Annotated in this window: 20 protein-coding genes; 14 read left to right on the plus strand and 6 right to left on the minus strand. The window is 44.3% G+C overall.

The window, feature by feature from the left end; translation table 11 throughout:
- Window positions 1-224 precede the first annotated feature (224 nt).
- Both spoIIQ and ACIQXV_RS07935 read left to right on the plus strand, forming a co-directional pair.
- The gene (gene spoIIQ / locus ACIQXV_RS07930; RefSeq protein ID WP_402957590.1) at window positions 225-1,061 is read left to right on the plus strand and encodes a stage II sporulation protein SpoIIQ; all 837 of its coding nucleotides are present in this window, start codon (window positions 225-227) and stop codon (window positions 1,059-1,061) included.
- Between the two features lie 237 nt (window positions 1,062-1,298).
- A complete protein-coding gene (locus tag ACIQXV_RS07935) occupies window positions 1,299-3,341 on the plus strand; it encodes a penicillin-binding transpeptidase domain-containing protein (RefSeq protein WP_402957592.1) in 2,043 nt (680 codons plus the stop codon).
- Between the two features lie 365 nt (window positions 3,342-3,706).
- On the opposite strand, the gene ACIQXV_RS07940 is transcribed toward ACIQXV_RS07935, so the two are convergent.
- Window positions 3,707-4,033 carry an MGMT family protein gene (locus ACIQXV_RS07940; protein WP_402957594.1) on the minus strand — a complete coding sequence of 109 codons (327 nt, stop codon included), beginning with the start codon at window positions 4,031-4,033 and terminating at the stop codon, window positions 3,707-3,709.
- A 647-nt stretch (window positions 4,034-4,680) separates the two neighbouring features.
- On the opposite strand from ACIQXV_RS07940, the gene spoIIID reads away from it, so the two are divergent.
- The 5 genes from spoIIID (at window position 4,681) to ACIQXV_RS07965 (ending at window position 7,946) form a co-directional block, all read left to right on the plus strand.
- A complete protein-coding gene (gene spoIIID / locus ACIQXV_RS07945; protein WP_402957596.1) occupies window positions 4,681-4,953 on the plus strand; it encodes a sporulation transcriptional regulator SpoIIID in 273 nt (90 codons plus the stop codon).
- A 241-nt stretch (window positions 4,954-5,194) separates the two neighbouring features.
- The gene (gene mreB, locus ACIQXV_RS07950) at window positions 5,195-6,196 is read left to right on the plus strand and encodes a rod shape-determining protein (protein WP_402957598.1); all 1,002 of its coding nucleotides are present in this window, start codon (window positions 5,195-5,197) and stop codon (window positions 6,194-6,196) included.
- A gap of 332 nt (window positions 6,197-6,528) precedes the next feature.
- Complete coding sequence (locus ACIQXV_RS07955) at window positions 6,529-6,852, plus strand: DNA-directed RNA polymerase subunit beta (RefSeq protein ID WP_402957600.1); 324 nt, start codon at window positions 6,529-6,531, stop codon at window positions 6,850-6,852.
- Between the two features lie 91 nt (window positions 6,853-6,943).
- On the plus strand, window positions 6,944-7,378 hold the full coding sequence (fabZ, locus tag ACIQXV_RS07960) for a 3-hydroxyacyl-ACP dehydratase FabZ (protein ID WP_402957602.1): 435 nt from the start codon (window positions 6,944-6,946) through the stop codon (window positions 7,376-7,378).
- Window positions 7,379-7,589: 211 nt separating this feature from the next.
- Entirely contained in the window at window positions 7,590-7,946 is a 357-nt protein-coding gene (locus tag ACIQXV_RS07965) for a hypothetical protein (RefSeq protein ID WP_402957604.1), read from the plus strand.
- Between the two features lie 171 nt (window positions 7,947-8,117).
- Here ACIQXV_RS07965 and ACIQXV_RS07970 read toward each other — a convergent pair whose 3' ends face one another.
- Window positions 8,118-8,381, minus strand: coding sequence for a hypothetical protein (locus ACIQXV_RS07970; protein ID WP_402957732.1), 264 nt, complete (start codon window positions 8,379-8,381; stop codon window positions 8,118-8,120).
- A gap of 224 nt (window positions 8,382-8,605) precedes the next feature.
- Window positions 8,606-9,037, minus strand: coding sequence for a YwpF-like family protein (locus tag ACIQXV_RS07975; protein ID WP_402957606.1), 432 nt, complete (start codon window positions 9,035-9,037; stop codon window positions 8,606-8,608).
- A 243-nt stretch (window positions 9,038-9,280) separates the two neighbouring features.
- Here ACIQXV_RS07975 and ssb point away from each other — a divergent pair, with 243 nt between their 5' ends.
- Together ssb and ACIQXV_RS07985 are read left to right on the plus strand one after the other, a co-directional pair.
- The gene (gene ssb, locus ACIQXV_RS07980) at window positions 9,281-9,652 is read left to right on the plus strand and encodes a single-stranded DNA-binding protein (protein ID WP_402957608.1); all 372 of its coding nucleotides are present in this window, start codon (window positions 9,281-9,283) and stop codon (window positions 9,650-9,652) included.
- Window positions 9,642-9,869, plus strand: a complete 228-nt coding sequence (locus ACIQXV_RS07985) for a hypothetical protein (protein WP_402957610.1) — start codon at window positions 9,642-9,644, stop codon at window positions 9,867-9,869. Before ssb ends, ACIQXV_RS07985 begins: the two co-directional genes overlap by 11 nt.
- Before the next feature lie 306 nt (window positions 9,870-10,175).
- Here ACIQXV_RS07985 and ACIQXV_RS07990 read toward each other — a convergent pair whose 3' ends face one another.
- A complete protein-coding gene (locus ACIQXV_RS07990; protein WP_402957612.1) occupies window positions 10,176-10,295 on the minus strand; it encodes a helix-turn-helix domain-containing protein in 120 nt (39 codons plus the stop codon).
- Window positions 10,296-10,574: 279 nt separating this feature from the next.
- Here ACIQXV_RS07990 and ACIQXV_RS07995 point away from each other — a divergent pair, with 279 nt between their 5' ends.
- The 4 genes from ACIQXV_RS07995 to ACIQXV_RS08010 all read left to right on the plus strand — a co-directional run bounded on the left by ACIQXV_RS07995 (window position 10,575) and on the right by ACIQXV_RS08010 (window position 14,571).
- On the plus strand, window positions 10,575-10,982 hold the full coding sequence (locus ACIQXV_RS07995; protein WP_402957614.1) for a hypothetical protein: 408 nt from the start codon (window positions 10,575-10,577) through the stop codon (window positions 10,980-10,982).
- A 295-nt stretch (window positions 10,983-11,277) separates the two neighbouring features.
- Window positions 11,278-12,399 carry a 3D domain-containing protein gene (locus tag ACIQXV_RS08000; RefSeq protein WP_402957616.1) on the plus strand — a complete coding sequence of 374 codons (1,122 nt, stop codon included), beginning with the start codon at window positions 11,278-11,280 and terminating at the stop codon, window positions 12,397-12,399.
- Window positions 12,400-12,617: 218 nt separating this feature from the next.
- The gene (locus ACIQXV_RS08005; protein ID WP_402957618.1) at window positions 12,618-13,394 is read left to right on the plus strand and encodes a class I SAM-dependent methyltransferase; all 777 of its coding nucleotides are present in this window, start codon (window positions 12,618-12,620) and stop codon (window positions 13,392-13,394) included.
- A gap of 109 nt (window positions 13,395-13,503) precedes the next feature.
- Complete coding sequence (locus tag ACIQXV_RS08010) at window positions 13,504-14,571, plus strand: hypothetical protein (RefSeq protein ID WP_402957620.1); 1,068 nt, start codon at window positions 13,504-13,506, stop codon at window positions 14,569-14,571.
- 247 nt (window positions 14,572-14,818) lie between these two features.
- Here ACIQXV_RS08010 and ACIQXV_RS08015 read toward each other — a convergent pair whose 3' ends face one another.
- Together ACIQXV_RS08015 and ACIQXV_RS08020 are read right to left on the minus strand one after the other, a co-directional pair.
- Window positions 14,819-17,896 carry a DEAD/DEAH box helicase gene (locus ACIQXV_RS08015; RefSeq protein ID WP_402957735.1) on the minus strand — a complete coding sequence of 1,026 codons (3,078 nt, stop codon included), beginning with the start codon at window positions 17,894-17,896 and terminating at the stop codon, window positions 14,819-14,821.
- Between the two features lie 674 nt (window positions 17,897-18,570).
- Window positions 18,571-21,480: an Ig-like domain-containing protein gene (locus tag ACIQXV_RS08020; protein WP_402957622.1), complete on the minus strand. Its 2,910-nt coding sequence runs from the start codon at window positions 21,478-21,480 to the stop codon at window positions 18,571-18,573.
- A 384-nt stretch (window positions 21,481-21,864) separates the two neighbouring features.
- Here ACIQXV_RS08020 and ACIQXV_RS08025 point away from each other — a divergent pair, with 384 nt between their 5' ends.
- Window positions 21,865-21,990: a hypothetical protein gene (locus tag ACIQXV_RS08025; RefSeq protein WP_402957624.1), complete on the plus strand. Its 126-nt coding sequence runs from the start codon at window positions 21,865-21,867 to the stop codon at window positions 21,988-21,990.
- Window positions 21,991-22,017 lie beyond the last annotated feature (27 nt).

Here is a 22,017-nt window from a genome sequence, read left to right on the forward strand (position 1 = left end):
AATAATCCGAGGGCAGGCTCGACTGGCACCAAATCGCCGCCATATACAGCAGCGGCAGGACTCGCAGCAGCCATTATATCAGTACCTCCGATAAATTTGAAAAATTTTTCCCACCATTATGCATAAAATCATTCTCACTGTCGAAAAATAAGTTTTAAAAAATTTTTTTGACTAGTGTATATAATTCTACTTATCTGTTCAGAATGATTGCTGAGGTGATGAAAATGAGAGAGGAAGAAAACAAGCGATCTTCTCAAAGTTCCAGCGTAAAACGCTTTTTCAAAAAGCGTTGGGTATTTCCAGCCATTTATATTGCAAGTGCAGCAATCATTTTAACCGGGGTTCTATGGTATCAAGCGAGCAGCAGCGACACAGATAAGTACGATTACAAGTCGACTGACCTTGCCGGTAAAAAGAACCAAACTCCAGCAGTTGAAGTGAACAAAGGATTCGAAGACTTCAAAATGCCGGTGGCCAAAGCCGATGAGGCTGTCGTAAAAGTGAAATTCTATGATTTCCAAGGCAAAGCAGAAGACCAGGAAGCGGCATTAGTATTCTATAACAATAGATACGAACCGAACCAAGGGATCGACATCACGATGAAAAACGGCGAAACGTTTGATGTTACTGCATCACTAAGCGGCACCGTTACACGTGTTGAAGAAGATGCAACCCTAGGTAATGTCATTGAAATCGAACACGACAAGGGTATTGTAACACAATATCAATCCGTTAAAGACATAAAAGTTAAGGTTGGCGAAGAAGTAAAACAGAACCAAGTCCTTGCCAAGGCTGGGCAAAGCTTGTTCAATGAAAAAGCTGGAACACATGTACATTTTGAAATTCGCAAAGACGGCGTGGCTGTTAACCCAACAAGCTTCTTTGAAAAACCGTTGAGCACATTACAAGAAGAAAAAGTTACTGAAGATAAAAAGTCTACTGAAGCTCCAAGCCAAAAAGAGCAACAAAAGCTTGAAGACCAAGAAAAGTCTACAGACGACGCACCGTCCTCTGATAAACAAGACGAATCGTCAAAATCCAAAGAAAATAAAAACTCTTAATATCGTAACAAAGGGGAAGGGGAATACTTTTCCTCTTTTTTTTTGTGGCTGAAAAAAAGATCCGGCACTGTGCCGGATCTTTAAAAGGGGGTTAAAAGTGTGAATATGTTCATAGTTTACCCCATAGTTATGAACAAAATATGACTAAACGATTAATGTTTTTATGCGGGCGCAAAGGAGGAATGGGATGCTTTATTAGCGAAAGTATTCTTATAGGATAAAAAGGAGGGGGCTTTTTTGAAAAAATTAATAGGAATTTTGTTCTTGCTAGTAGTGGCGGCTGCGCTTGCAGGATGCAGTAAGGAACCGACGCCGGAGGAGCGATTTTCCGACTACATTGCACTTTGGAACAGGCAAAAGTTTGATAAGATGTATGATTACCTTTCAAAAGATGCAAAACAGGATATCACCAAAGAGGATTTTACTAGCCGCTATCAAAAAATCTACGAAGACCTTCAGATTTCAGACCTCAAGATTGACTTCAAAAAGCCAAAAAAGGATAAAAAGGTTGAAAAAGAAGCCAGCTATTCTTTTACCGCAAACATGAGCAGCATCGCAGGAACGATTCATTTCACCCATAAGGCTAAGTTGCAAGAGGAGGAAAGAGACGATAAGAAGAACTGGTATGTAGACTGGGATACTGAGTATATTTTTCCAAAATTGAAGGAAGGCGACACGATTGGATTGAGTACGGTTGCGCCGAAACGGGGGGAGATTGTCGACCGTGATGGGGACGGGCTGGCGGTGAATGGCCAGGTGTATGAGGTTGGCGTGGTGGCCGGGAAGGAGGATGCGGCTGTACTGGAGTCGCTTTCTTCGCTGCTGAAGATGTCGAAGGAGCAGATTATTAAGGCGCTCGGGGCGAGCTGGGTGAAGCCGGGGTTGTTTGTGCCGCTGAAGAAGGTGTCGATGGACGATCAGGAGCGGATTGACCAGCTGGTGGCGCTCGAGCCGGTGCAGACGCGAAAGGTCGGGGCGCGGGTGTATCCGTATGGTCAGGCGGCGGCGCAGCTTGTGGGCTATGTCGGGGCGATTACGGCGGACGAGCTGGTGAAGCGGAAGGAAAAGGGGTACACGAGCGGGGATGTGATTGGGAAGCGCGGGCTTGAGCAGGTGCTGGATGAGCAGCTGAAGGGCACGAGTGGCGTGAAGATTGTGATTAAGAAGAAGGCGGGTGCGGGTTCGGGCGATGCTGGCGGTGCGGATTCGGCGGCGGCGTCGAAGGATGTGGTGCTCGCGGAAAAGCCGGTGGTTGATGGGAAGAACGTCAAGCTGACGATTGATGCCGATGTGCAGGCGGCGGTGTTTGCGGAGCTTGCGGGTGAGGCCGGGACGGCGGCAGCGATAAATCCTGTGACCGGCGAGACGCTGGCGCTCGTCAGCAGCCCGTCGTTTGACCCGAATCAGGCGATGCTCGGATTCTCAGCGGAAGAGTGGAAGGCGTTGCAGGAGGATAAGCAGCAGCCATTGACGACGCGGTTTAAACAGGCCTACGCGCCGGGATCGGTGATGAAGCCGCTGACCGCCGCTGTGGGGCTTTCCGGCGGGGCGATTACTCCTGGCGAGGCGGTGCCAATTCTAGGGCCGCAATGGCAAAAGGATAAGTCGTGGGGCAACTACTTTGTGACGCGGGTGCATGCGGGGACGGACCCGGTCAATTTGGAAAAAGCCCTCGTGTTTTCCGATAATATTTATTTTGCCCAGGCCGCGTTGAAAATAGGGAAAGAGGGATTTGCAGATGGGCTGAAGAAGTTCGGCTTTGAGGAGGAGCTTGGGTACACGTTCCCGCTGGAGAAATCTGTGGTTGGGACCCTTGGGAGTGAGATTGCGCTCGCGGATTCGGGTTACGGGCAGGGGCAAGTCCAGATGAGTATCGTGCACTTGCTGGCTTCTTATACACCGTTTGTGAGTGGCAATAGTGGAAATATGATCAAGCCGGTGCTGCTGGCGGATGAGGCGCAGGGGCAGGTGCTGAAGGAAGCGGTGGTTTCTGGGGAGAATGCTGGACTGATTGAGGCAGATTTACGGAAGGTCGTGGGCGACGCGGCTGGAACGGCCCATGCCGCGGAAATGGCTGACTATCCGTTGGCGGGCAAGACGGGCACGGCGGAGATCAAACAGAAGCAGGGCGAAACCGGGGTGGAAAATGGCTGGTTCATCGCCTACAACACTAATGAGCCGCGCCTGATGGTCGCCATGATGGTTGAGGACGTCCAAGGCCGCGGTGGCTCCGGCATCCCCGTTAAACTCGTCAAAAACATCTATATGAAAATCAAATAGGATTCGATGAGGGGCTTTGGTTTGGTGTCAAACACACCAATATCAAGGCCCTTTTTTGGGCATGTTTATTTACTTTCCACTTTGAACAAATTACTGTCCGGTTTTGACAAATTACTGTCCGGTTTCGCGAGTTTACTTTCCGGTTTCACCAATTTAATTTCCACTTCACCTAATTTACTCTCCACTTCAAAAATCCACCCTTAAACCAGCTGAAAAGCCAGGTGGACAGCCTGGCTCAGGTAATTTTCCTTACAATTATCAAAATTCCGGCCCCTTTACAAGGTCAATCCCATTGCGAAGAACGATTTAAATGACCTTTTTTAAAGAAGCTTTCTCATTACTTTGTGCTCCTTGGGACACACCAACTATTCTTCGATAAAATTCGGTTCGGGCCTCCACTGAAACCGCCCTAGATCAATAACCCCATTCAAACCTACCTGAACACCTTCCGCTTCGAGCGACATCCACTGCTCATTGTAGGATTCATCCTCCTGGAGGGCGATTTGCCCCTTAGCGTTTATGACGCGCCACCAAGGAAGGCGGTGCTTTCTGCTCATGGAATGGAGGATGCGTACGACTTGCCTTGCGGCGCGGGGGCTTCCAGCGAGCCCGGCGATCTGGCCATAGGTCATGACCTTTCCTTCCGGTATATTTTGAATAATTTCAACCACAGTTACAGTAAATGGTGTCATAATGATGATCCTTTCAGAATAACGAATGTCATGTCCATTATAATTGAAAAAAGATTATCGGGGAAACAGGTTGAATTTGAATCGGAAACCCTTGGAAGGAGAAATTTTGAATGAAATTTAGACCAGTTCGACTCTAAATAATGGTTTTCAGTGTTTTGAAATAATTTTTTCTCTCGACAAATTTCTTGGGAAATAACGACAGGCACCGAGTATTTCCAAGTGCAATCCCTTGGGGCATCTGCTTTTCTGCGAATGTCGAAAATAGCGAAATTGTCCTATTTTCAAAATACTTTGGAATTGACTTGTCCCGAATGTGGATTTTGTGCATAAACCCGTATCCAAGCTAATAAAATGATTACAAACCTTTACAAAGAGAGTGTTTGAGGTGAAGAGTCGTTTGAAATTAACGGGCATTCAGTCGGGGACATGATTATTCATTGTATTGTCAGAAGGTAAATACTTTCTGCCGCATAGTGTTAATGGTGTTAATGGTGACAGGCACCATTTAGGAGTCAGCCGTAGTGCAAAGGGTGACAGGCACCATTTGCATTACTTCCACTGTTGATATGTGCGGAAGCAGAATTCGTCGAAGTGATAAGCGGGTCTCATTTCACACTACTCACATCCATATTAGGGAGGGCGAGAGTGTGCACGATTACATCAAAGAGAGAACTATCAAGATTGGAAAGTATATCGTGGAGACGAGGAAAACGGTTCGCGTGATTGCGAAGGAGTTTGGCGTATCCAAAAGTACAGTCCATAAGGATTTGACAGAGAGACTACCTGAAATTAATCCAGAGCTGGCAAACGTGGTTAAAGAGATTTTAGATTATCATAAATCGATCCGTCACCTCAGGGGCGGCGAGGCGACAAAAATGAAATATCAAAAAGAAGAAAAGGAAGGTGAGGCTGTTAAATAAACAGCCTTTTCTTCTACAGAGGGCGAATTGCGGAAAAAGTCCTTGGGCCTGAACAAATCACGAAGCGGAAATTTTTAAAGCGAAAAGCAAGTCAATCTCTTGGAATCCCTCAAATCCGACACAATTCCACAAAAGTCTACGTATTTTTTATGAAAACGTTATGGAAATTTTAAGGATTATGATACAATAGACAATTAGGAAAAGTATGTGGATTTTGTTTCCAAGGAGGAAAGAAAAGAGAATGTTTGCAAGGGATATTGGAATTGATTTAGGAACGGCTAACGTGCTAATTCACGTAAAAGGCCGTGGAATTGTGCTGAATGAACCTTCCGTCGTGGCAATAGACAAAAATACAAATCGTGTTCTAGCTGTAGGTGAAGAGGCCCGCCGCATGGTCGGCCGTACTCCAGGAAATATCGTTGCAATCCGCCCGCTGAAAGATGGCGTGATCGCAGACTTTGATGTAACAGAAGCAATGTTAAAGCATTTTATTAATAAGTTAAACGTTAAGGGCTTTTTATCGAAGCCGCGCATCTTGATCTGCTGCCCAACGAACATCACAAGCGTTGAGCAAAAGGCCATCAAGGAAGCTGCTGAAAAAAGCGGCGGCAAAAAGATTTACCTCGAAGAAGAACCAAAAGTTGCGGCAATTGGCGCTGGAATGGACATCTTCCAGCCAAGCGGGAACATGGTAGTGGACATCGGGGGAGGAACGACAGATGTTGCAGTGCTTTCTATGGGCGATATCGTGACTTCTTCCTCCATCAAAATGGCCGGAGACAAGTTCGACATGGAAATCCTCAACTATATCAAGCGCGAGTACAAGCTGTTGATTGGTGAGCGCACGTCTGAAAATATTAAAATCAATATCGGTACGGTATTCCCTGCTTCCCGTTCGGAGGAAATGGAAATCCGCGGCCGTGACATGGTGAGCGGTTTGCCTCGCACGATTACAGTTCGTTCAGAAGAAATAGAAGGTGCATTGCGCGAATCGGTTGCCGTTATTGTGCAAGCTGCAAAAAGTGTTCTCGAACGTACACCACCTGAGCTTTCTGCTGATATCATTGACCGCGGCGTGATTTTGACCGGCGGTGGGGCGTTGCTTCACGGTATCGACATGCTGCTTGCAGACGAATTGAAGGTACCGGTTTTAGTTGCAGAAAACCCAATGGATTGCGTGGCGATTGGCACAGGCATCATGCTCGATAACATCGACCGAATTCCAAATCGGAAATTTGGATGATTTGATTCCTTCGGGAAAAAATATTTAAGGTGGTATGACATCCTACCATGCAAAAAGTCTAATGAAGCAGGCTGGACAGGCCTATGTCATTGGGCTTTTTATTTTGTATTTTTTTCCTTTGACTCCTCTAGAAAACCCAGTAGTATTCGGCAAATTCTGAGCCCTTTTTGCAAGAATTTACTTTTTTCTGTAAAAAATTAATGTGCATTTATGAATAATTTTTTATAATAGAGATAATGAGCGTCAAGAAATGCAATTTTTATATAATAAATCGGTTATAATATTTAGTAACTAGTGGCATGAACGGAATCCGGTTAAAGGAGAATTAATGAATGTCTGTAAATAATCTGAACCAGCAGCAAGCAAGAACGAGAGAAGAATACAAAAAGGCTAAGCACGATGCGGAGCATAAGGGTATCGACGTTAAGAAGCAGGTGAAAGAGGAAAAGACGGATGCCGCACCACATCAATACAAGCGGGTCCGAATTCGCTTGATTCCAATTTGGCTTCGTCTTCTTCTTTTGGTTGTCCTAATCTTTGTCTGTGTGGTGGCTGGTGCCGCTGTGGGATATGGAATGCTTGGCGGCGGGAAAATGGCAGATGTTTTTAAAGAGTCGACCTGGACACATATAATTGATTTAGTCGATAAGAAATAAGCGGGAAGGGTGTAATGGCCCTTCCCTTTTGTGTACGATTAATAGTAGAATAGATAATAAATATCTGTTACTAGTAGGAGGTACTAAAACAATGCTCGATATCGAACAAATCAAAGAAATTATTCCACATCGCTATCCATTTTTATTGGTAGACCGCATTTTGGAAGTGGAAGAAGGAAAAAGAGCCGTCGGCATTAAAAATGTTTCCGCCAACGAAGAATTTTTCAATGGGCATTTTCCGGACTATCCTGTGATGCCTGGCGTATTAATCGTGGAAGCACTTGCGCAGGTTGGGGCTGTCGCTGTTTTGAAAAAAGAGGAAAACCGCGGCCGCTTAGCATTTTTTGCAGGAATCGACAGTTGCCGCTTTAAAAAGCAAGTCAAGCCTGGCGACCAGCTTCGCCTTGAGGTCGAAATAGTGCGGCTCCGCGGACCAATCGGAAAGGGGAAAGCTGTTGCGACTGTTGACGGCGAGATTGCCTGCGAGGCAGAAATTACCTTTGCATTAGGAGAAAAAAAGGAATAAATAGGGAGTTTCGGTGAAAAACGGCTGGGAGCAATCTCAGTCGTTTTTGTGTTGAAAAGGGGCGGAGTGGCGAAAAAGCAAATCAGGATACCAAAGTTTGGTGTGGGGATATTGGATATAATTTCTTGTAAACATTTTTCTTACGGTGGAGAAGCTAAAAAAAGACCACCATTGTGTAATAGGTCAATTAATAGGTAAAGGGGCTTTTCGCTTGAAGAAAAAGTTATTTTTATTACTCGCAGGTTCCGTCCTATCTGCGGTGCTGTTGGTTGGCTGTAACAAAGATAATAATCAAAATCCTCCGCCGCCAACAAATAATAATATGAACACACCGGCGGACAATAATTTAAATGATAACTTGAATCGCAACAACAATTTGAGGGACAACAACCTGAATCGCAACAACAATTTGAGAGACAACAACCTGAACAACAATGGCCACTACCCAGAGTCAGAGGACAAAAACACCAATACAGACAAAGACCCTGGCAAGGACAACAATACCCCTAAAGAAGATATCATCGAGGATGACATCGACCGGAAAGACGCAGACAATAAAGACGAATAAAAAAGCCAGGCACCCTAAATCGGGTGCCTGACACTTTTCTAACATAATGAAGGTGGCAATTGCTTAAATGGTGCCTGACACCCTTTCTAATATAAAGAAGGTGACAATTCCTTAATTGGTGCCTGACACCTTATTCAGGACACGCCATTCATGTAATCTTATTCAGGTCCGTTAAAAACCGCCGCCGGTTGAGAATAGGACTGCCGCAATCACTACGAGGAAAATAATTAAAATATAAAGCAATATTGCTACTATGGTAATAATCCAGCCGAGTACCTTGCGTCCGGTTTGAATTAAGTATATCCCCAACGCAATCGGACCGAAAATAAACCCTAAAATTGCCCAAAGCCAACGACTTTTATTATGCTTAGGCGCGTCTACATATAAATAAATCGCAATAATAATACCGACTATAAGTCCGAATGATCCTTTCATCATGCTCCCCCTTAAACAAATTTCGACTAATAGTATTAGTATCGCTAGGAATTGCCAAAAAATCAACAGAAATGTAAAATCCCCCTCTTTTTTGTCGAAATAAAAACCAGCCGGGGACTGGTTTAAGTAATAGAGTATGAGGATAGATAGTGCATACAACTGGGATTGCCGGCCACGATCACGCAGCCCAATTTAACCGCTTGCGCATCCGCACATGATATAAATTAAGGGTTTTTGACCTTTATTTTTGGCTTGCTTTTCATTTTCTCCTTAAATTCCTTAAGCAGTTCTTCACCTTCCAGGCCTTTCTGCATCAAACTGTCGAGCAAGAGCTCGGAATAGTCACTTTTATTACGGCGCAAATGGCCTTCAAACAAAACGCTAATATATTTTTCAAATTTAAGCAGCGAGGAAATCTTCGTTTGGAAATAGGCCGGGGCGTTCTCCTTCTTCGTAATAACCGCCTCAACAATAATATCGCGGTTTTGTTCGGAAATTTTTTTAAAATAATCATAGAGGGACAGGTCTGTATAAGCCTCAAGCAGCCAGGTGGAGCGATCGTCTTCCTTATTTAAAATCAAGCCATCCACTAAAGGCACTTCAACTGAAGTGTCATCTTCCACGACATCCAATGAGTATAACTTAAATGATTTCATGCGAACCTCCTGTTTATTTTTCCTAAATTATAACATACGCCCGACAAAAGCAAATGTCGAAAAATATTTGCCGAAATATAGATAATCTGCTTTATGAGAAAAAGGCACCTGTTTATTGACAAGAACTACAGGAAAAACGAGGTTTTTTGACAAAAACCCCCCTGATAAACGGTTTATCGCGATTTTACAACAATCGAACTTAAAAGCTATGATAAAACCATCACATAAAAAGGAGTTGAAAATATGATCAACCAGGTTACGCTTGTGGGTCGGCTGACTCGGGATCCGGAATTAAAAAAAACGACTGATGGGACGGCTGTGACACAAATAACGCTGGCGGTAAATCGTCACTTTCGCAACCATAATGGTGAAATTGAGGCCGATTTCGTTCAATGCACACTTTGGCGAAAGGCTGCGGAAAATACTTGCCAATATTGTCGAAAGGGGGCGGTTATTGGGATTACCGGCAGACTGCAAACACGCCATTACGACAACAAAGAGGGTAAAAGGGTGTACGTCACAGAGGTAGTCGCTGATTCCGTTCGCTTCCTTAGTGCCAAACCGCATGATGTTCTGCCAGAGCAAAAAAAGGAGGAAATACCAATTGGAAATTAATGATGACGCTGCCAGTAACCTAGAGCAGCTGCTGGAAAGCTTAATAAAAATGGTGGGGAAAGCAAACAAAAATGTCGACAGTTTGCAAAAACGCGTCAGCCAATTGGAATGGCTCATAAGGGAGCAGCAGCTAGAAATTAAGGAACGAGGCCCCATTCAATTTTACTCCAGACACCCACACGAATCTGCTAACAAATTTCCAATACACCTTGAATAGTGAAATATTCGAAAAAATACGCCACAGATCTACTTCACGAGTTGCTTTTTTTTGAAAAAGTTTCCCCGCAACGGTTCCGGTTGTTAGAGAAAATCAAACATCCCTCCGTCATCATCTCCGACTTTCCGGCAGCTACTTGCCGGAATTTTTTTATAAGGATTTTCCCGAAATTCCACGTATAAAAATCAGCAAGCGGGAGAAACTAATAGAAAAACCCCCCTGTTTTTTTTAAAAAGAGGCCGCTGAACTCAAGTTCAGCGGCTTCTTCGATGTTACATTTTTTCTTTATGCCTCTTATCTAACTTACTAAAGCCGACAATACCGTCCACAAAAAAATACTTCCGCTAACCGAATAACGGTTTGGTAATTGGGAATAGCTTTTCCGTTTTCATATCGACTAACCGTCGATCGGTGCATGTTCATCATGTTCCCAAGTGTTTCCTGCGACTAGGTTTTGCTTGTCACGCAGTTCCTTTAATTTTTCCGATAAAGTCATCTTTTTCACCGCCGTCATAACATTGATGTTTTTAAATTAACGGTTTAAAAGTGTGCAGTGCCCAAATGTGTCAGTTGTGTTACAGTTACAGTTGTGAAAATTGCGCACATGGTAAAAAAATAGCATTTTTGGAAATGAGATGGCAGGAAAGTGGAAATTATTGTCGAATAATAATCGTCGATAAATGTAATAAATTGGAGGGATGTTATTTGAAAAATAAGTGGTCCGTCATCCTAATTGGAGAAAAAATCGACAAAAAAGAATTACAACTTACAGGAAAACCAAGCTTTCATGATGCAATCCAACTTACAAAAGAGTCACCCACACCAACTAAGAACTCTCCTTATCAATCCATACCACTAGCAGATGACAAAAATATTTCCTTTATTTACGATGGTTGGAGCGTTCAGGTTGACCATGAAAAGCGAGTCCTAAGTATTAAAGAACGCGAAAGTAAGCTAACAGAAAAAGAAGCGTATGATGTGTTATCCCATTTTGCCATTAAAGAAGGAAAAAGGGTTTCCTTTCTGGCATTTCCCCCGCATCGAAATACTTGTCCAAATAAGCGGGAGAAAGTGCGGGTGTTAGCGGAAGGGAAGGAGCTGGGGGAGGAGTAAGCACAAACTGAGAAAATTTTTTAAAAATGGCTCCGGAAACCCAACCGGAGTCCTTTTCATTTTACCTAGAGATAAATGTCCACCCTATACGGACACTGTCCACGAATGGTGCCTGTCACCATAAGTGCTATTTGCACCGTGCTTTTGGAACTATTCCAAAAGTAGACACTGTTATGCCACAGAATTGACACTTTCCATTTAATTAAGACAAATTGTGATACACTTTTAATATTTTTGTAACATAACTGATATTTTGTTCTGTTATAAATAGAGTACTAAGGAAAGGAGAAAGTGTATGCAAACGACAAGAAAGCGTATCATTCTCGCGTTACTTACAATGATGTTATGTGTATCAGGATCAATGGTTACATATGCACAAACAAACAGCGATGCCCTACATAATGCTAATCAGCAGCTCGAGCAAAAAAAGAGACTAGTAGAGCAAAAGGAACAAGAACAACAATCTGTAAATAAAGAAATAGAAAATATTCAACAAGAATTAGAATCAATTTATAATGAGATTACTAAGAACAAAAATGAAATGGCTAAAACTCAAGCGAAAATCGATGAAACAAACAAACTGATTGAACAGAAAAAAGAAGAGATTGTGGCGCTTGAGGACAAAATGCTGGCCCGTCAAGATATTATGAAAAAGCGGGCAGTGGCCATGCAGCAAAATAGTAATGCCAATCTCATTATTAATCTATTCTTTGAATCTGACAGTATCTCCGATTTCATCCAGCGGGCAAGTGCTGCGTCGACGCTTATGGATGCAGATAAGGATATTTTGACTGCACAAAAGGCAGACCTTAAACAGATTGAAAAAGATAAAGCAGAGATTGACCGGCAAGAACAAATTTTAGAAGAGGGTCAAAAGGCGCTTGCGAAACAGCAGGCAGATCTTGATCAAAACATGCAAAAAAGACAACAAAACCTAACCGTTATGCAAGAAAAATATAATCAAATTTCCCAAGAAGTGGCACTAGCTGAGAAGGAAAAGGCCGGTATTGAAAGCCAGATGAAAGATATCCAGGCAAAAATCAGCCAGGAGGCAGAAGCGGCAAAAGCACGGACTGCCTCATCGGGGTCATCCGCTTCTTCTTCGGACGATAATGCTGGAGTCGCTTTAAACGGCAAAGAGATGTATGTCACTGCGACTGCCTACACGCCGTTTGATGGCGGAACCATTACGTCTGCAGGCTACGATATTGCAGCCAATCCGAATATGAAATTGATCGCAGTGGATCCATCCGTTATCCCAATGGGCAGTAAAGTATGGGTCGAAGGCTATGGTGTCGCCATTGCCGGTGATACAGGCGGAGCAATCAAAGGCCACAAGATTGACGTGTTATTGCCAACAAAGGCTGCCGCTTTATCATGGGGCAGAAAAACAGTGAAAATCAAAATATTGGAATAGTAACGCAACAAATAAACTAGTAAAATCACAAACTACCCAACACCAAAAGAGACCTAACACCTTAAACAAGTTAGGTCTCTTTTTTATCTTTTTTTTAGTACAATACTTAGAAATGGTGCCTGTCACCAATTCTAACATTTTGATGGTGGAAAGGTTTAGGGGCATTTTGAGACTATTTCCTCTTTAATGATTTTTGGGGAATGGGAGGGGTTCAAAACATGGCTAATGCAGGTAAGAATGATCGCTGGAATGCTAATTTATATGATGAAAAGCATTCGTTTGTTTCCCACTTTGGTGAGGATTTAGTGGAATTACTAGCTCCAAAGAAAGATGAAAAAATTCTTGATCTCGGTTGTGGAACAGGGGACCTCGCCAGCAGACTCCACCAAATGGGCGTCAAGATCCTTGGGATTGATAAATCGGAGAATATGGTGCGCCAAGCACAAATAAAGTACCCAGGCATTCCTTTTCAGGTACAGGACGCAATGACCATGAGTATCCAAGACGAGTTCGACGCAGTATTTTCCAATGCCACCCTGCACTGGGTTAAGAGCCCGAAACAGGCGATACAAGGAATTTATGACGCCTTAATCAAAGGCGGAAGATTCGTTGCAGAATTCGGCGGGAAAGGTAACGTTCAGATTATAACAGATGAGATCATACACCAATTGGGGGAGTTTGGGATTGCGTTTAAACCGGAACAATTCCCATGGTACTACCCAAGCATCGGCGAATATTCAACATTAATGGAACAAGTAGGATTTAGAGTAACCTTTGCCCGGCATTTTGATAGACCAACGCCATTAATCGGTGAGAATGGGTTGAGAAATTGGATTGAGATGTTCGCCGTCAGTTTGTTTGAAGGCGTAACAACGGAAATACAAGAATTAGTGATAAACAAGGTGGAGGAAACCTTAAAATCCGTTTTATTCAAAAAAAGTGGTGAATGGACCGCCGACTATAAACGAATTCGCGTAGTGGGGATCAAGGAGTAAACGCAAGGGCCTTTTAAGGGTCCTTTTTTGATGCTTTTAAAATTCCTTGAATTGGATATTTATATTAAAATTAATCTATAAGCACCGCTGTTGAGATAGGAGGAGGAAAATGGTAACTTTTTCGAAAAATAAGTGGTTGTGGTTCGGTTTATTACTCTCCTTAGTGATTTGCTCAAATGTATTAGTTTATCGTGCCGAGTGGGCTGGACCACTTCCATCAGGAATGGCTCTGGGCTCTTTATTTGACTTCATGATTACCATCCCATTGCTCGTATACTTTTTTATCATAAGAAAGAGATTTTCGCTCAAATATTTGCTTCCCGTCATGATTGCGGGATATGGCGCAGCGGTACTGATTATTCCGCAAGGCTACCTTTCGGGATATTCCTTTGTAAAATATATTTTATTAGCTGGTGAGGGAGCTTTTTTCCTGATTGAGCTTTATGTTGTGTATAAGCTGATGGTGAAAATTCCAGCCATCATTAAGAGTTTCCGCACGAACGTAACCGAAATCGAAGCTCCAACCTTCCAAAATCGAATGGAACACGCGTGGGGCCAGCATTTGGAACCTTCCCGGATGCGAAATATCTTTTTATCCGAAATGACGATGTATTATTACAGTTTATTTTCTTGGAGGAAAAAACCTTTAACTGGCGAGCGGAATTTTTCCTATCATAAAAAAACAGGTGCCATTGCACTATACGTGATGCTGATCCACGCGCTTGTGCTGGAATCGATCGGGTTTCATTTTCTGCTGCATTCGTGGAATCCCACTATAGCCATCATTGCGTTAGTATTAAATGGATATACGTTAGTTTTTTTCATAGCACAAATACAGGCAATTCGTCTATGTCCAATTACGATCACCGACCGACATTTGTACCTTCAGGTCGGCATCATGAAACAGTTGATCGTTCCTCTTGCGGAAATTAAAAGTTTTCACTATTATCAAGGACCAGAAAAATTATCAAAAGAGGAAGCAAGACACGTTTTCGATGCAACTTTAGCGGATTTTATTAAGGAAAAACCGACATTTGAATTGGAATTCCATCAACCGTTGGAAGCCAAGTTCTTGTACGGGGTGAAGAAAAAAGTAATCAAAGCACATCTCCGCCTTGATGAACCGCAACAATTTTACAATGCTGTCTCCGCAAAAATGAACGAGGAGCGCAAATGAGGGCGCAAGTAAGTTGAAAAAAATAGCATCCATCGGCTTGGAAGGAGATACACATCGTTAACGATGACCGCCATGCATGGCAATGCCAAAAAGGGGTAGGATTCATGAATCCTACCCCTTTGTAATTCTTTGGTGCCTGACACCGTTGGCAACCCCATCACGGTGGGAATATACCAAACGGTGCCTGACACCAATAACAACTCTTCCACCTTTAGCATCATCTTAAGTATACTATCTCCTAAGTACACTATCCTAAGTACACTAAGTCCTTGAGTTCGTCGGTGGATAGTTCGGTGATCCAGTTTTCGCTTGTGATGATTTGGTCGTTGAGGAATTGTTTCTTTTCGAGCATGGCGTCGATCTTCTCCTCGAGTGTCCCGGTGCAAATCAGCTTGTGCACGTGCACGAACCTGGATTGCCCAATTCGATAGGCACGGTCGGTGGCCTGGTTCTCGACGGCCGGATTCCACCAGCGGTCGTAGTGGATGACGTGATTCGCCGCAGTCAAGTTCAAACCTGTTCCGCCCGCCTTCAATGACAGCAGGAACACAGGAAACTCACCGTCCTGGAACCGCTCAATCATCGTATCACGCTGCGTCTTCGGTACACTGCCATTTAAAAACGGCACCTCGACCCCGAACTTCTTCTTCACTATCGCTCGGATCATTTCACCCATCTCAATATATTGCGTGAAAATCAGACAGCTTTCCCCCTGCTCCAAAACCGCATCCACCAGCTCGACAAGCTTCTCCATTTTATTCGAACGATCAAGCAGCTCGCGCCCCGCTGCCCGTTCTTTTAAATAAAGCGCTGGATGGTTGCAAAGCTGTTTTAAACGGCTGAGCATTTGTAAAATTAAGCCCTTGCGCTCAAAACCGGACAATTTTTCAATTTCGGCAAACGTGTCATGGATAAGCTGCTCGTACAACGAAGCCTGCTCAGCCGTAAGCGGGCAATATTCCTTTTGCTCCAGCTTGTCAGGTAAGTTGAGGGCGACCTCTTCATCTTTTTTCGTCCGACGGAGGAGGAAGGGGCGGATCAACGCTTGCAGCTGCTGCACTTTTTCCTTTTTCTCATCCTTTTCAATTGGAATGACGAATTTCTTCTGGAATTGGCCCATGCTGCCAAGATAGCCGTGATTGGTAAAATCAAAGATCGACCACAGCTCGGATAAGCGATTTTCCATCGGTGTTCCTGTCAATGCGATATGATGGCGGCCACGCAGCCTGCGCACCGCCTTCGATTGTTTCGTCTGTGCGTTCTTAATGTTCTGGGCTTCATCAATGGCAATCGTGCTCCAAATCAGCGATTCGAACTCCTCCGAATCTAAGTGGCTCAATCCGTACGAAGTCAACACCACATCAGCCGCCTGAACCGTCTCGGAAAAAGCCTCCGCTTTCAGGCGGTTTGACCCGTAATGCAAATACACCTTCATCTCCGGGGCAAAACGCTCAAGCTCCTTCTGCCAGTTCCCAAGCACAGACGTTGGACAAATAATCAGCGCCGCCTTCGTCGGAACCTTCGCTTTAGGGGCGGGTGTGGTTTCATCCTTTTTCTTGCGTTTGGTAGTGTTAAGGGTGTCAGGCACCATTTCTTGACCCTGGACCGTGTTAATAGTGTTATCGGTGTCAGGCACCACTTCGTCTTTTACTTTCAGGAGGTAGGAGATGAGCTGGACGGTTTTGCCGAGGCCCATGTCGTCGGCGAGGCAGGCGCCAAAGCCGTGCTGGCGCAGGAACCAGAGCCAGCTCATGCCTAGCTGCTGGTAGGGGCGGAGTTCGCCGTTGAGCCCGTCTGGAACCTTCTCCATCGGAATTTCATTTACCTCAGACAGCTGCTTGATCATCTGCTTCCATTGGCGGTTCAATTCAATTTGAATTTTCGCAAACGCCTTGGGATTTTCCAGCTCATCCTCAGCCGCATCGCCGCTATCCACCAGCTCCTGCTCAAGCAAATCGCGGACATGCAGGCCCTCTTTTTCCGCCCGTTTCATCAAATCTTGAATTTGGCGAATAAACTGGGGATCAAGCTTCACCCAGCGGCCGCGGATATAAACAAGCCTCCGCTTTTCCTCGACGAGCTGCCCAAACTCCTCTTCAGACAGGTCGACGCCGTTCATCGAAAACCGCCAGTTGAAATCCAGCATGGCCTGCAGCCCGACGAACGACGGACGGTGGCTCGACCCCTTCAGCGACGCCTTCACCTTCAAGTTGGCATTTTTCATCGCCTGCCACCAGGATGGGAGGAGGATTTCGACATCCAAGGCCACCAGCGTCTCACTGGCCTCTGTTAAAAACATCCACGCTTCTTCTTCGGTAAGATGGGTTTTGAGGCGTCCCTCCTCGGTGGCCAACCCAGCCGTATCTCCAATGTCCTCACTAAGCCATGGAATCAGTCGAACCCAGCGGGCCTGCTCACGATCAACCTTATCTAAAAATGGTCGCCACTTTGCCGGAATTTTCACAGCCCCTTCAACATCAACCATTTCATCGATATTTTTCTTCCCTCGTAAAAATACATCCAGACTCCAGGCACCTTCGCCATCGATAGGTTCATCCAGTCGCAGCCCAATCGTAAAAGGCGTATCGCTTTCTTTTATTCCGACCCACTCAAGCCAGCTTTCTTCATCAAAATAACGGGCCAGTTCGCCGCCGGAAATGTTTTGCTTTTTCAACAAATCAAGCTTCGGCCCAAATAACTCTTTCATCGCTGAATTCCTTGTTAAATAGGCATCAAGGGCACTGTTAAACAAATCAGAAATATAGCTTTTCGTTGTACCGAGATCCTCAACGGATGACTCAGTGCTCTCGTCATCTGCTAGACCGGAGTCTGCGGACGGCGCTGTAGCATGGCCACCGGCGGGTTCCGGAATCGTAAGCCGGGATTCATCTGCCACCTTTTGTTCCCAAAAAGACGGATCAAATTCATCCTTCACACGTTCCGGCAGCTTCCAACGGAAATCACCGTGCTCCCACACCGAAAAGTCCGGGAGCCAATCTTTTTCCAAAATACCTTCATAAAGCGACAAGGCGGCGGCAAGACAAATCTCGGATTGGTCATTCCAGTCCCATTCGATAAAGCGGTTGAACGACTCCTTGGCAAAAAGAGAAACCAGCTGCCAGCCGCTAACAGCCACGCCTTCGACCCCGTTTGCCGTTTCCGTCTCAAGGAGCGTTCCAAAGAAGCTTTCCTCATGGGTGCTAAAAACGAGGTTCTTCCACTTTGACGGATACAGATCGTAACCATGTTCATCCTGGGCCGTCAGTAGAAAGCGGCCATCCCCCAATTTAGTTGTCATCAATTTCATAAACCTAGTTTTCAGCATGATCAAACGTGCTCCTTCAATTGGAGCTGCTGGCTGGTAACAAAGCCGCAACCCGCGTTGTAAAAATTATGTAAAAAATGTCCGCCCAGCATGGATTGGTGTCCACGAAGGGTGTCAGGCACCATTTAAAAAAGTTCATATTCCTCTATTATACCCAAAAGTTTGTGGTTAGAGGAGGGGGGAGCATGAAGTGTTTAAATTTTACTTTGTGAGACAAGTTGTTTTTTTGTCTAAATCCGGCTTTTAGGGAAGTGGTTGATAAGTTTGGTAAAGTGGTTGATAAAAATAAAAAGCGGTCGATAAATTGCAGAAAGTGGTCGATAAAATTTCAAAGTGGTTGATAAAAGGTTCAAAGCGGTTGATACGGAGGAATCTTGGGTAAAACCAGAACGGTTCACGCCAAAAAACAGAAGAAGCCAGCTCCCGCCATATCATCAATGGCGTGCTGGCATTATTTTAACAATATATTTCAAACTGTAAAAACGGACTGCCAGGGGTAATCATCTTTCGGACCCCCAGCATGAATACAGGTCAAAACAGAATGAAAAAAGCCAGTCCGCTTTCAAGAGGGGACTGACTTAGTCGCAGAAGCCGCACAAAGTAGGGTTTCTTCAAGCCCATGTTTTTAAATGGAGATTGTGCAGTATGATATAAAGCAGAATGCCGTTGAATTACTATTTCCAAGCACCGCTTTGATCAAAGTAATAGGAATTTCCGTTAATTTTCTCCCAGCCGGTTACCATTGCGCCTTTGGCGTTTAAATAGTACCAGATAGTACCTAGTTTGACCCAACCAGTTTGCATAGCGCCATTAGCGTTTAAGTAATACCATGAAGCACCGTCTTTGACCCAACCAGTTTGCATAGCGCCATTAGCGTTTAAGTAATACCATGAAGCACCGTCTTTGACCCAACCAGTTTGCATAGCGCCACTGGTGTTTAAGTAATACCAAGTAGTACCGAGTTTAAGCCAGCCGGTTTGCATGGCACCGCTGGCATTTAGGTAATACCAGGTAGTGCCGAGTTTAAGCCAGCCGGTTTGCATGGCACCGCTGGCATTTAGGTAATACCAGGTAGTACCAAGTTTGATCCAGCCCGTTTGCATGGCCCCGGAGTTGTTGGCGTAATACCATGTGCCATTTACTTGGTACCATCCAGCTTTAATGACAAGTGTAGCTGGATCATAGTAATACCATGTACCATTATCCTGCACCCAGCCAGATAGGATTTTCGAAACGACCATGATTGTAACTTCACTCACATTACCAGCCACATCAGTGGCGGTTACCGTTAATTCCGTACCAGCGGCTTGTTTTGCAATCGCAACCGTAAATGTGCCATCAGCTCCAGCAACAGCTGATGCAAGCACGGAACCGTGTGCTTTCACTTCGACTTTAGCACCAGCTTCAGCGGAACCAGTGACAGTCAAATCTTTGTCAGTTACTTGATTGACAACCGGTTTAGCAGGAGCAGTTACGTCTTTCACAACAACAGAAGCAGCATCACTCACGTTGCCAGCCGCATCAGTAGCGGTAACCGTTAATTCTGTACCGGCAGCATGTTTTGTGATTGCAACCGTAAATGTGCCATCAGCTCCAGCAACGGTTGATCCAAGCACGGAACCGTGTGCTTTCACTTCAACTTTAGCACCAGCTTCAGCGGAACCAGTGACAGTCAAATCTTTGTCAGTTACTTGATTGACAACCGGTTTAGCAGGAGCAGTTACGTCCTTCACAATTACAGAAGCAGCATCACTCACGTTGCCAGCCGCATCAGTGGCGGTTACCGTTAATTCCGTACCAGCGGCTTGTTTTGCAATCGTAACCGTAAATGTGCCATCAGATCCAGCAACGGCTGATGCAAGTGCGGAACCGTGTGCTTTCACTTCAACTTTAGCACCAGCTTCAGCGGAACCAGTGACAGTCAAATCCTTGTCAGTTACTTGATTGACAACCGGTTTAGCAGGAGCAGTTACGTCCTTCACAATTACAGAAGCAGCATCACTCACGTTGCCAGCCGTATCAGTAGCGGTTACCGTTAATTCCGTACCGGCGGCTTGTTTTGTGATTGCAACCGTAAATGTGCCATCAGCTCCAGCAACGGTTGATCCAAGAACGGAACCGTGTGCTTTCACTTCGACTTTAGCACCAGCTTCAGCGGAACCAGTGACAGTCAAATCTTTGTCAGTTACTTGATTGACAACCGGTTTAGCAGGAGCAGTTACGTCCTTCACAATTACAGAAGCAGCATCACTCACGTTGCCAGCCGCATCGGTGGCGGTTACCGTTAATTCTGTACCAGCAGTTTGTTTTCCAATTGAAACCGTAAAGTTACCATCAGCTCCAACCACAGCAGAACCAATTACAGTCCCGTTCGCTGTCGCGTCGACTTTAGCCCCAACTTCTGCCGACCCATTCACTGCTAAATCTTGATCGGTAACTTGGTTCACAACCGGTTTTGCTGGAGGAGTAATATCTTTTACTGTGAAATTGCCTGTGCTTAAAGTTGCTTTACCCGCATTAATTACAGCAACATTATCATTTGTGTCAGCGATTTCAAGAGAATCTACTATCCAGTTTCCTTCTTCGGTAGTTCCAATAATAGAAAATGCACCGATGAAATGTGTGCCGTCAACCTGGAGCGGCACCGCTACTTTTGTTTGACTTTTAGGGGCCTTTACATACAAAGTTCCCGAAGCCAAACCTGTTTCATCCGTTGCGTCCACGGAAAAATGAACCGTATCTCCTGATGCTACTAAACTTTGATCAATCGATAGTTTGGTAAACACAGGAGGATTTAATTCGGACACTACTTTAAACGCCCCGCTAGCCAGCTTTTGAGATTCCGAATCAAGATTTACGTTCAGTGTATTCCCGGAAAGGTCCACTATGGAAAGATAGCTTACCGAATAAACACCAAGTGCTGCCTGATTGGATAGGGCAATTTTACCCTCAAATGCATTGGTTTCAGCATTATTAGTCAAAGATACTTGAATTTCCTTGTTTGCAGGAGTGCGATACTTCAACGAAATAAAGTTAATTCCTTTATTATCTGACGCTTTCACACTAATGTTAATCGTATTACCGGTAAGAATCTTTGCCTTATCGACACTGATGCCCTCAAATACCGGTTTTTGCAGGTCATTGACAATTGTGCCAATAGTCCCGCTAACCGTAAATTCACCGGCAGCCACTTTTTGAGGGTCTGTTGATGATTTTAAGGTGATGGTATTATTGCTAGTGTCTGTAATTGTAAGGGCATTGATTGTATAGCTACCCGAATCAAAATTATTTTGAATGGCAATCGTACCCTCATAGGCATTTGTTTGACTATTCAATTTTAGCGGAACCGGAATAGCCTTTTTTGTAACAGGGGTTAGATAACTCAATGATACAGTACCAATTCCTACATCATCCGACGCCTTCACACTCACTTTAACAGTATCGCCGGCAGTAGCATCTTTATGATCTACGCTAATGCTCTCGAATACCGGCTTGATGACATCTACAGCTGCAGATGCACGATACACCGGTGCGGTACTGATGACCAGGAGTATGGCTGAAAGAATGGAAAAAATTCTTTTCAAATGAAGTCCCTCTCTTTCTGTTCTCTCTCTAGTTTTTGTCTAAAAATGTAAAAAATAGTCTTTGATTCCTCCTTTTCTAGTTTTTTTGAAAGACTCTTACAAGTAAATAATAATACTAAATAGGGCTTTGGGATGATGGTAATTATGACAAATTAGAAAAATTTGGGAGATTAAACTATGCGCATAGTATTAACTTAGGTTATAATCTTTATTTCTAGTAAAAAGTCGCTAGTAAACCAGTTGGCTAAGGGAATAACCCGGACATATGACTAATCGTTAGCATTCGACAAAATTGTAGAATCCATCAAAATGGGGAGTCATTTTGATAGGTATCAAAAATATAGGGTGCTAAAATATTGATCCGCAGTAATGGAGGCCAATCCGATGGTTAAACAAAGAAATGAAGGTGTAAAGGCAAACAGGTTGATAAGACAAGTGATTTACACCCGGTTTTTTCGGGAAGTAGTTGATAAAAATAAAAAGTGGTCGATAAAAGTTCAAAGCGGTTAATAAGCGGCAAAACCAGACCTGCTCACT

This window comes from Neobacillus sp. NPDC097160 (genome assembly GCF_044762155.1).
Taxonomy (GTDB): Bacteria; Bacillota; Bacilli; order Bacillales; family Cytobacillaceae; genus Neobacillus.

Coding starts and splice junctions, on each gene's coding strand:
- ACIQXV_RS07940 (WP_402957594.1), bottom strand. CDS start 4,033: ATGACACCATTTACTGTAACTGTGGTTGAAATTATTCAAAATATACCG.
- ACIQXV_RS08005 (WP_402957618.1), top strand. CDS start 12,618: ATGGCTAATGCAGGTAAGAATGATCGCTGGAATGCTAATTTATATGAT.
- ACIQXV_RS07955 (WP_402957600.1), top strand. CDS start 6,529: ATGTCTGTAAATAATCTGAACCAGCAGCAAGCAAGAACGAGAGAAGAA.
- fabZ (WP_402957602.1), top strand. CDS start 6,944: ATGCTCGATATCGAACAAATCAAAGAAATTATTCCACATCGCTATCCA.
- ACIQXV_RS08025 (WP_402957624.1), top strand. CDS start 21,865: ATGGTTAAACAAAGAAATGAAGGTGTAAAGGCAAACAGGTTGATAAGA.
- ACIQXV_RS08015 (WP_402957735.1), bottom strand. CDS start 17,896: ATGCTGAAAACTAGGTTTATGAAATTGATGACAACTAAATTGGGGGAT.
- ACIQXV_RS07990 (WP_402957612.1), bottom strand. CDS start 10,295: ATGATGAACATGCACCGATCGACGGTTAGTCGATATGAAAACGGAAAA.
- mreB (WP_402957598.1), top strand. CDS start 5,195: ATGTTTGCAAGGGATATTGGAATTGATTTAGGAACGGCTAACGTGCTA.
- ACIQXV_RS07970 (WP_402957732.1), bottom strand. CDS start 8,381: ATGAAAGGATCATTCGGACTTATAGTCGGTATTATTATTGCGATTTAT.
- spoIIQ (WP_402957590.1), top strand. CDS start 225: ATGAGAGAGGAAGAAAACAAGCGATCTTCTCAAAGTTCCAGCGTAAAA.
- ACIQXV_RS07975 (WP_402957606.1), bottom strand. CDS start 9,037: ATGAAATCATTTAAGTTATACTCATTGGATGTCGTGGAAGATGACACT.
- ACIQXV_RS08010 (WP_402957620.1), top strand. CDS start 13,504: ATGGTAACTTTTTCGAAAAATAAGTGGTTGTGGTTCGGTTTATTACTC.
- ACIQXV_RS08000 (WP_402957616.1), top strand. CDS start 11,278: ATGCAAACGACAAGAAAGCGTATCATTCTCGCGTTACTTACAATGATG.
- ssb (WP_402957608.1), top strand. CDS start 9,281: ATGATCAACCAGGTTACGCTTGTGGGTCGGCTGACTCGGGATCCGGAA.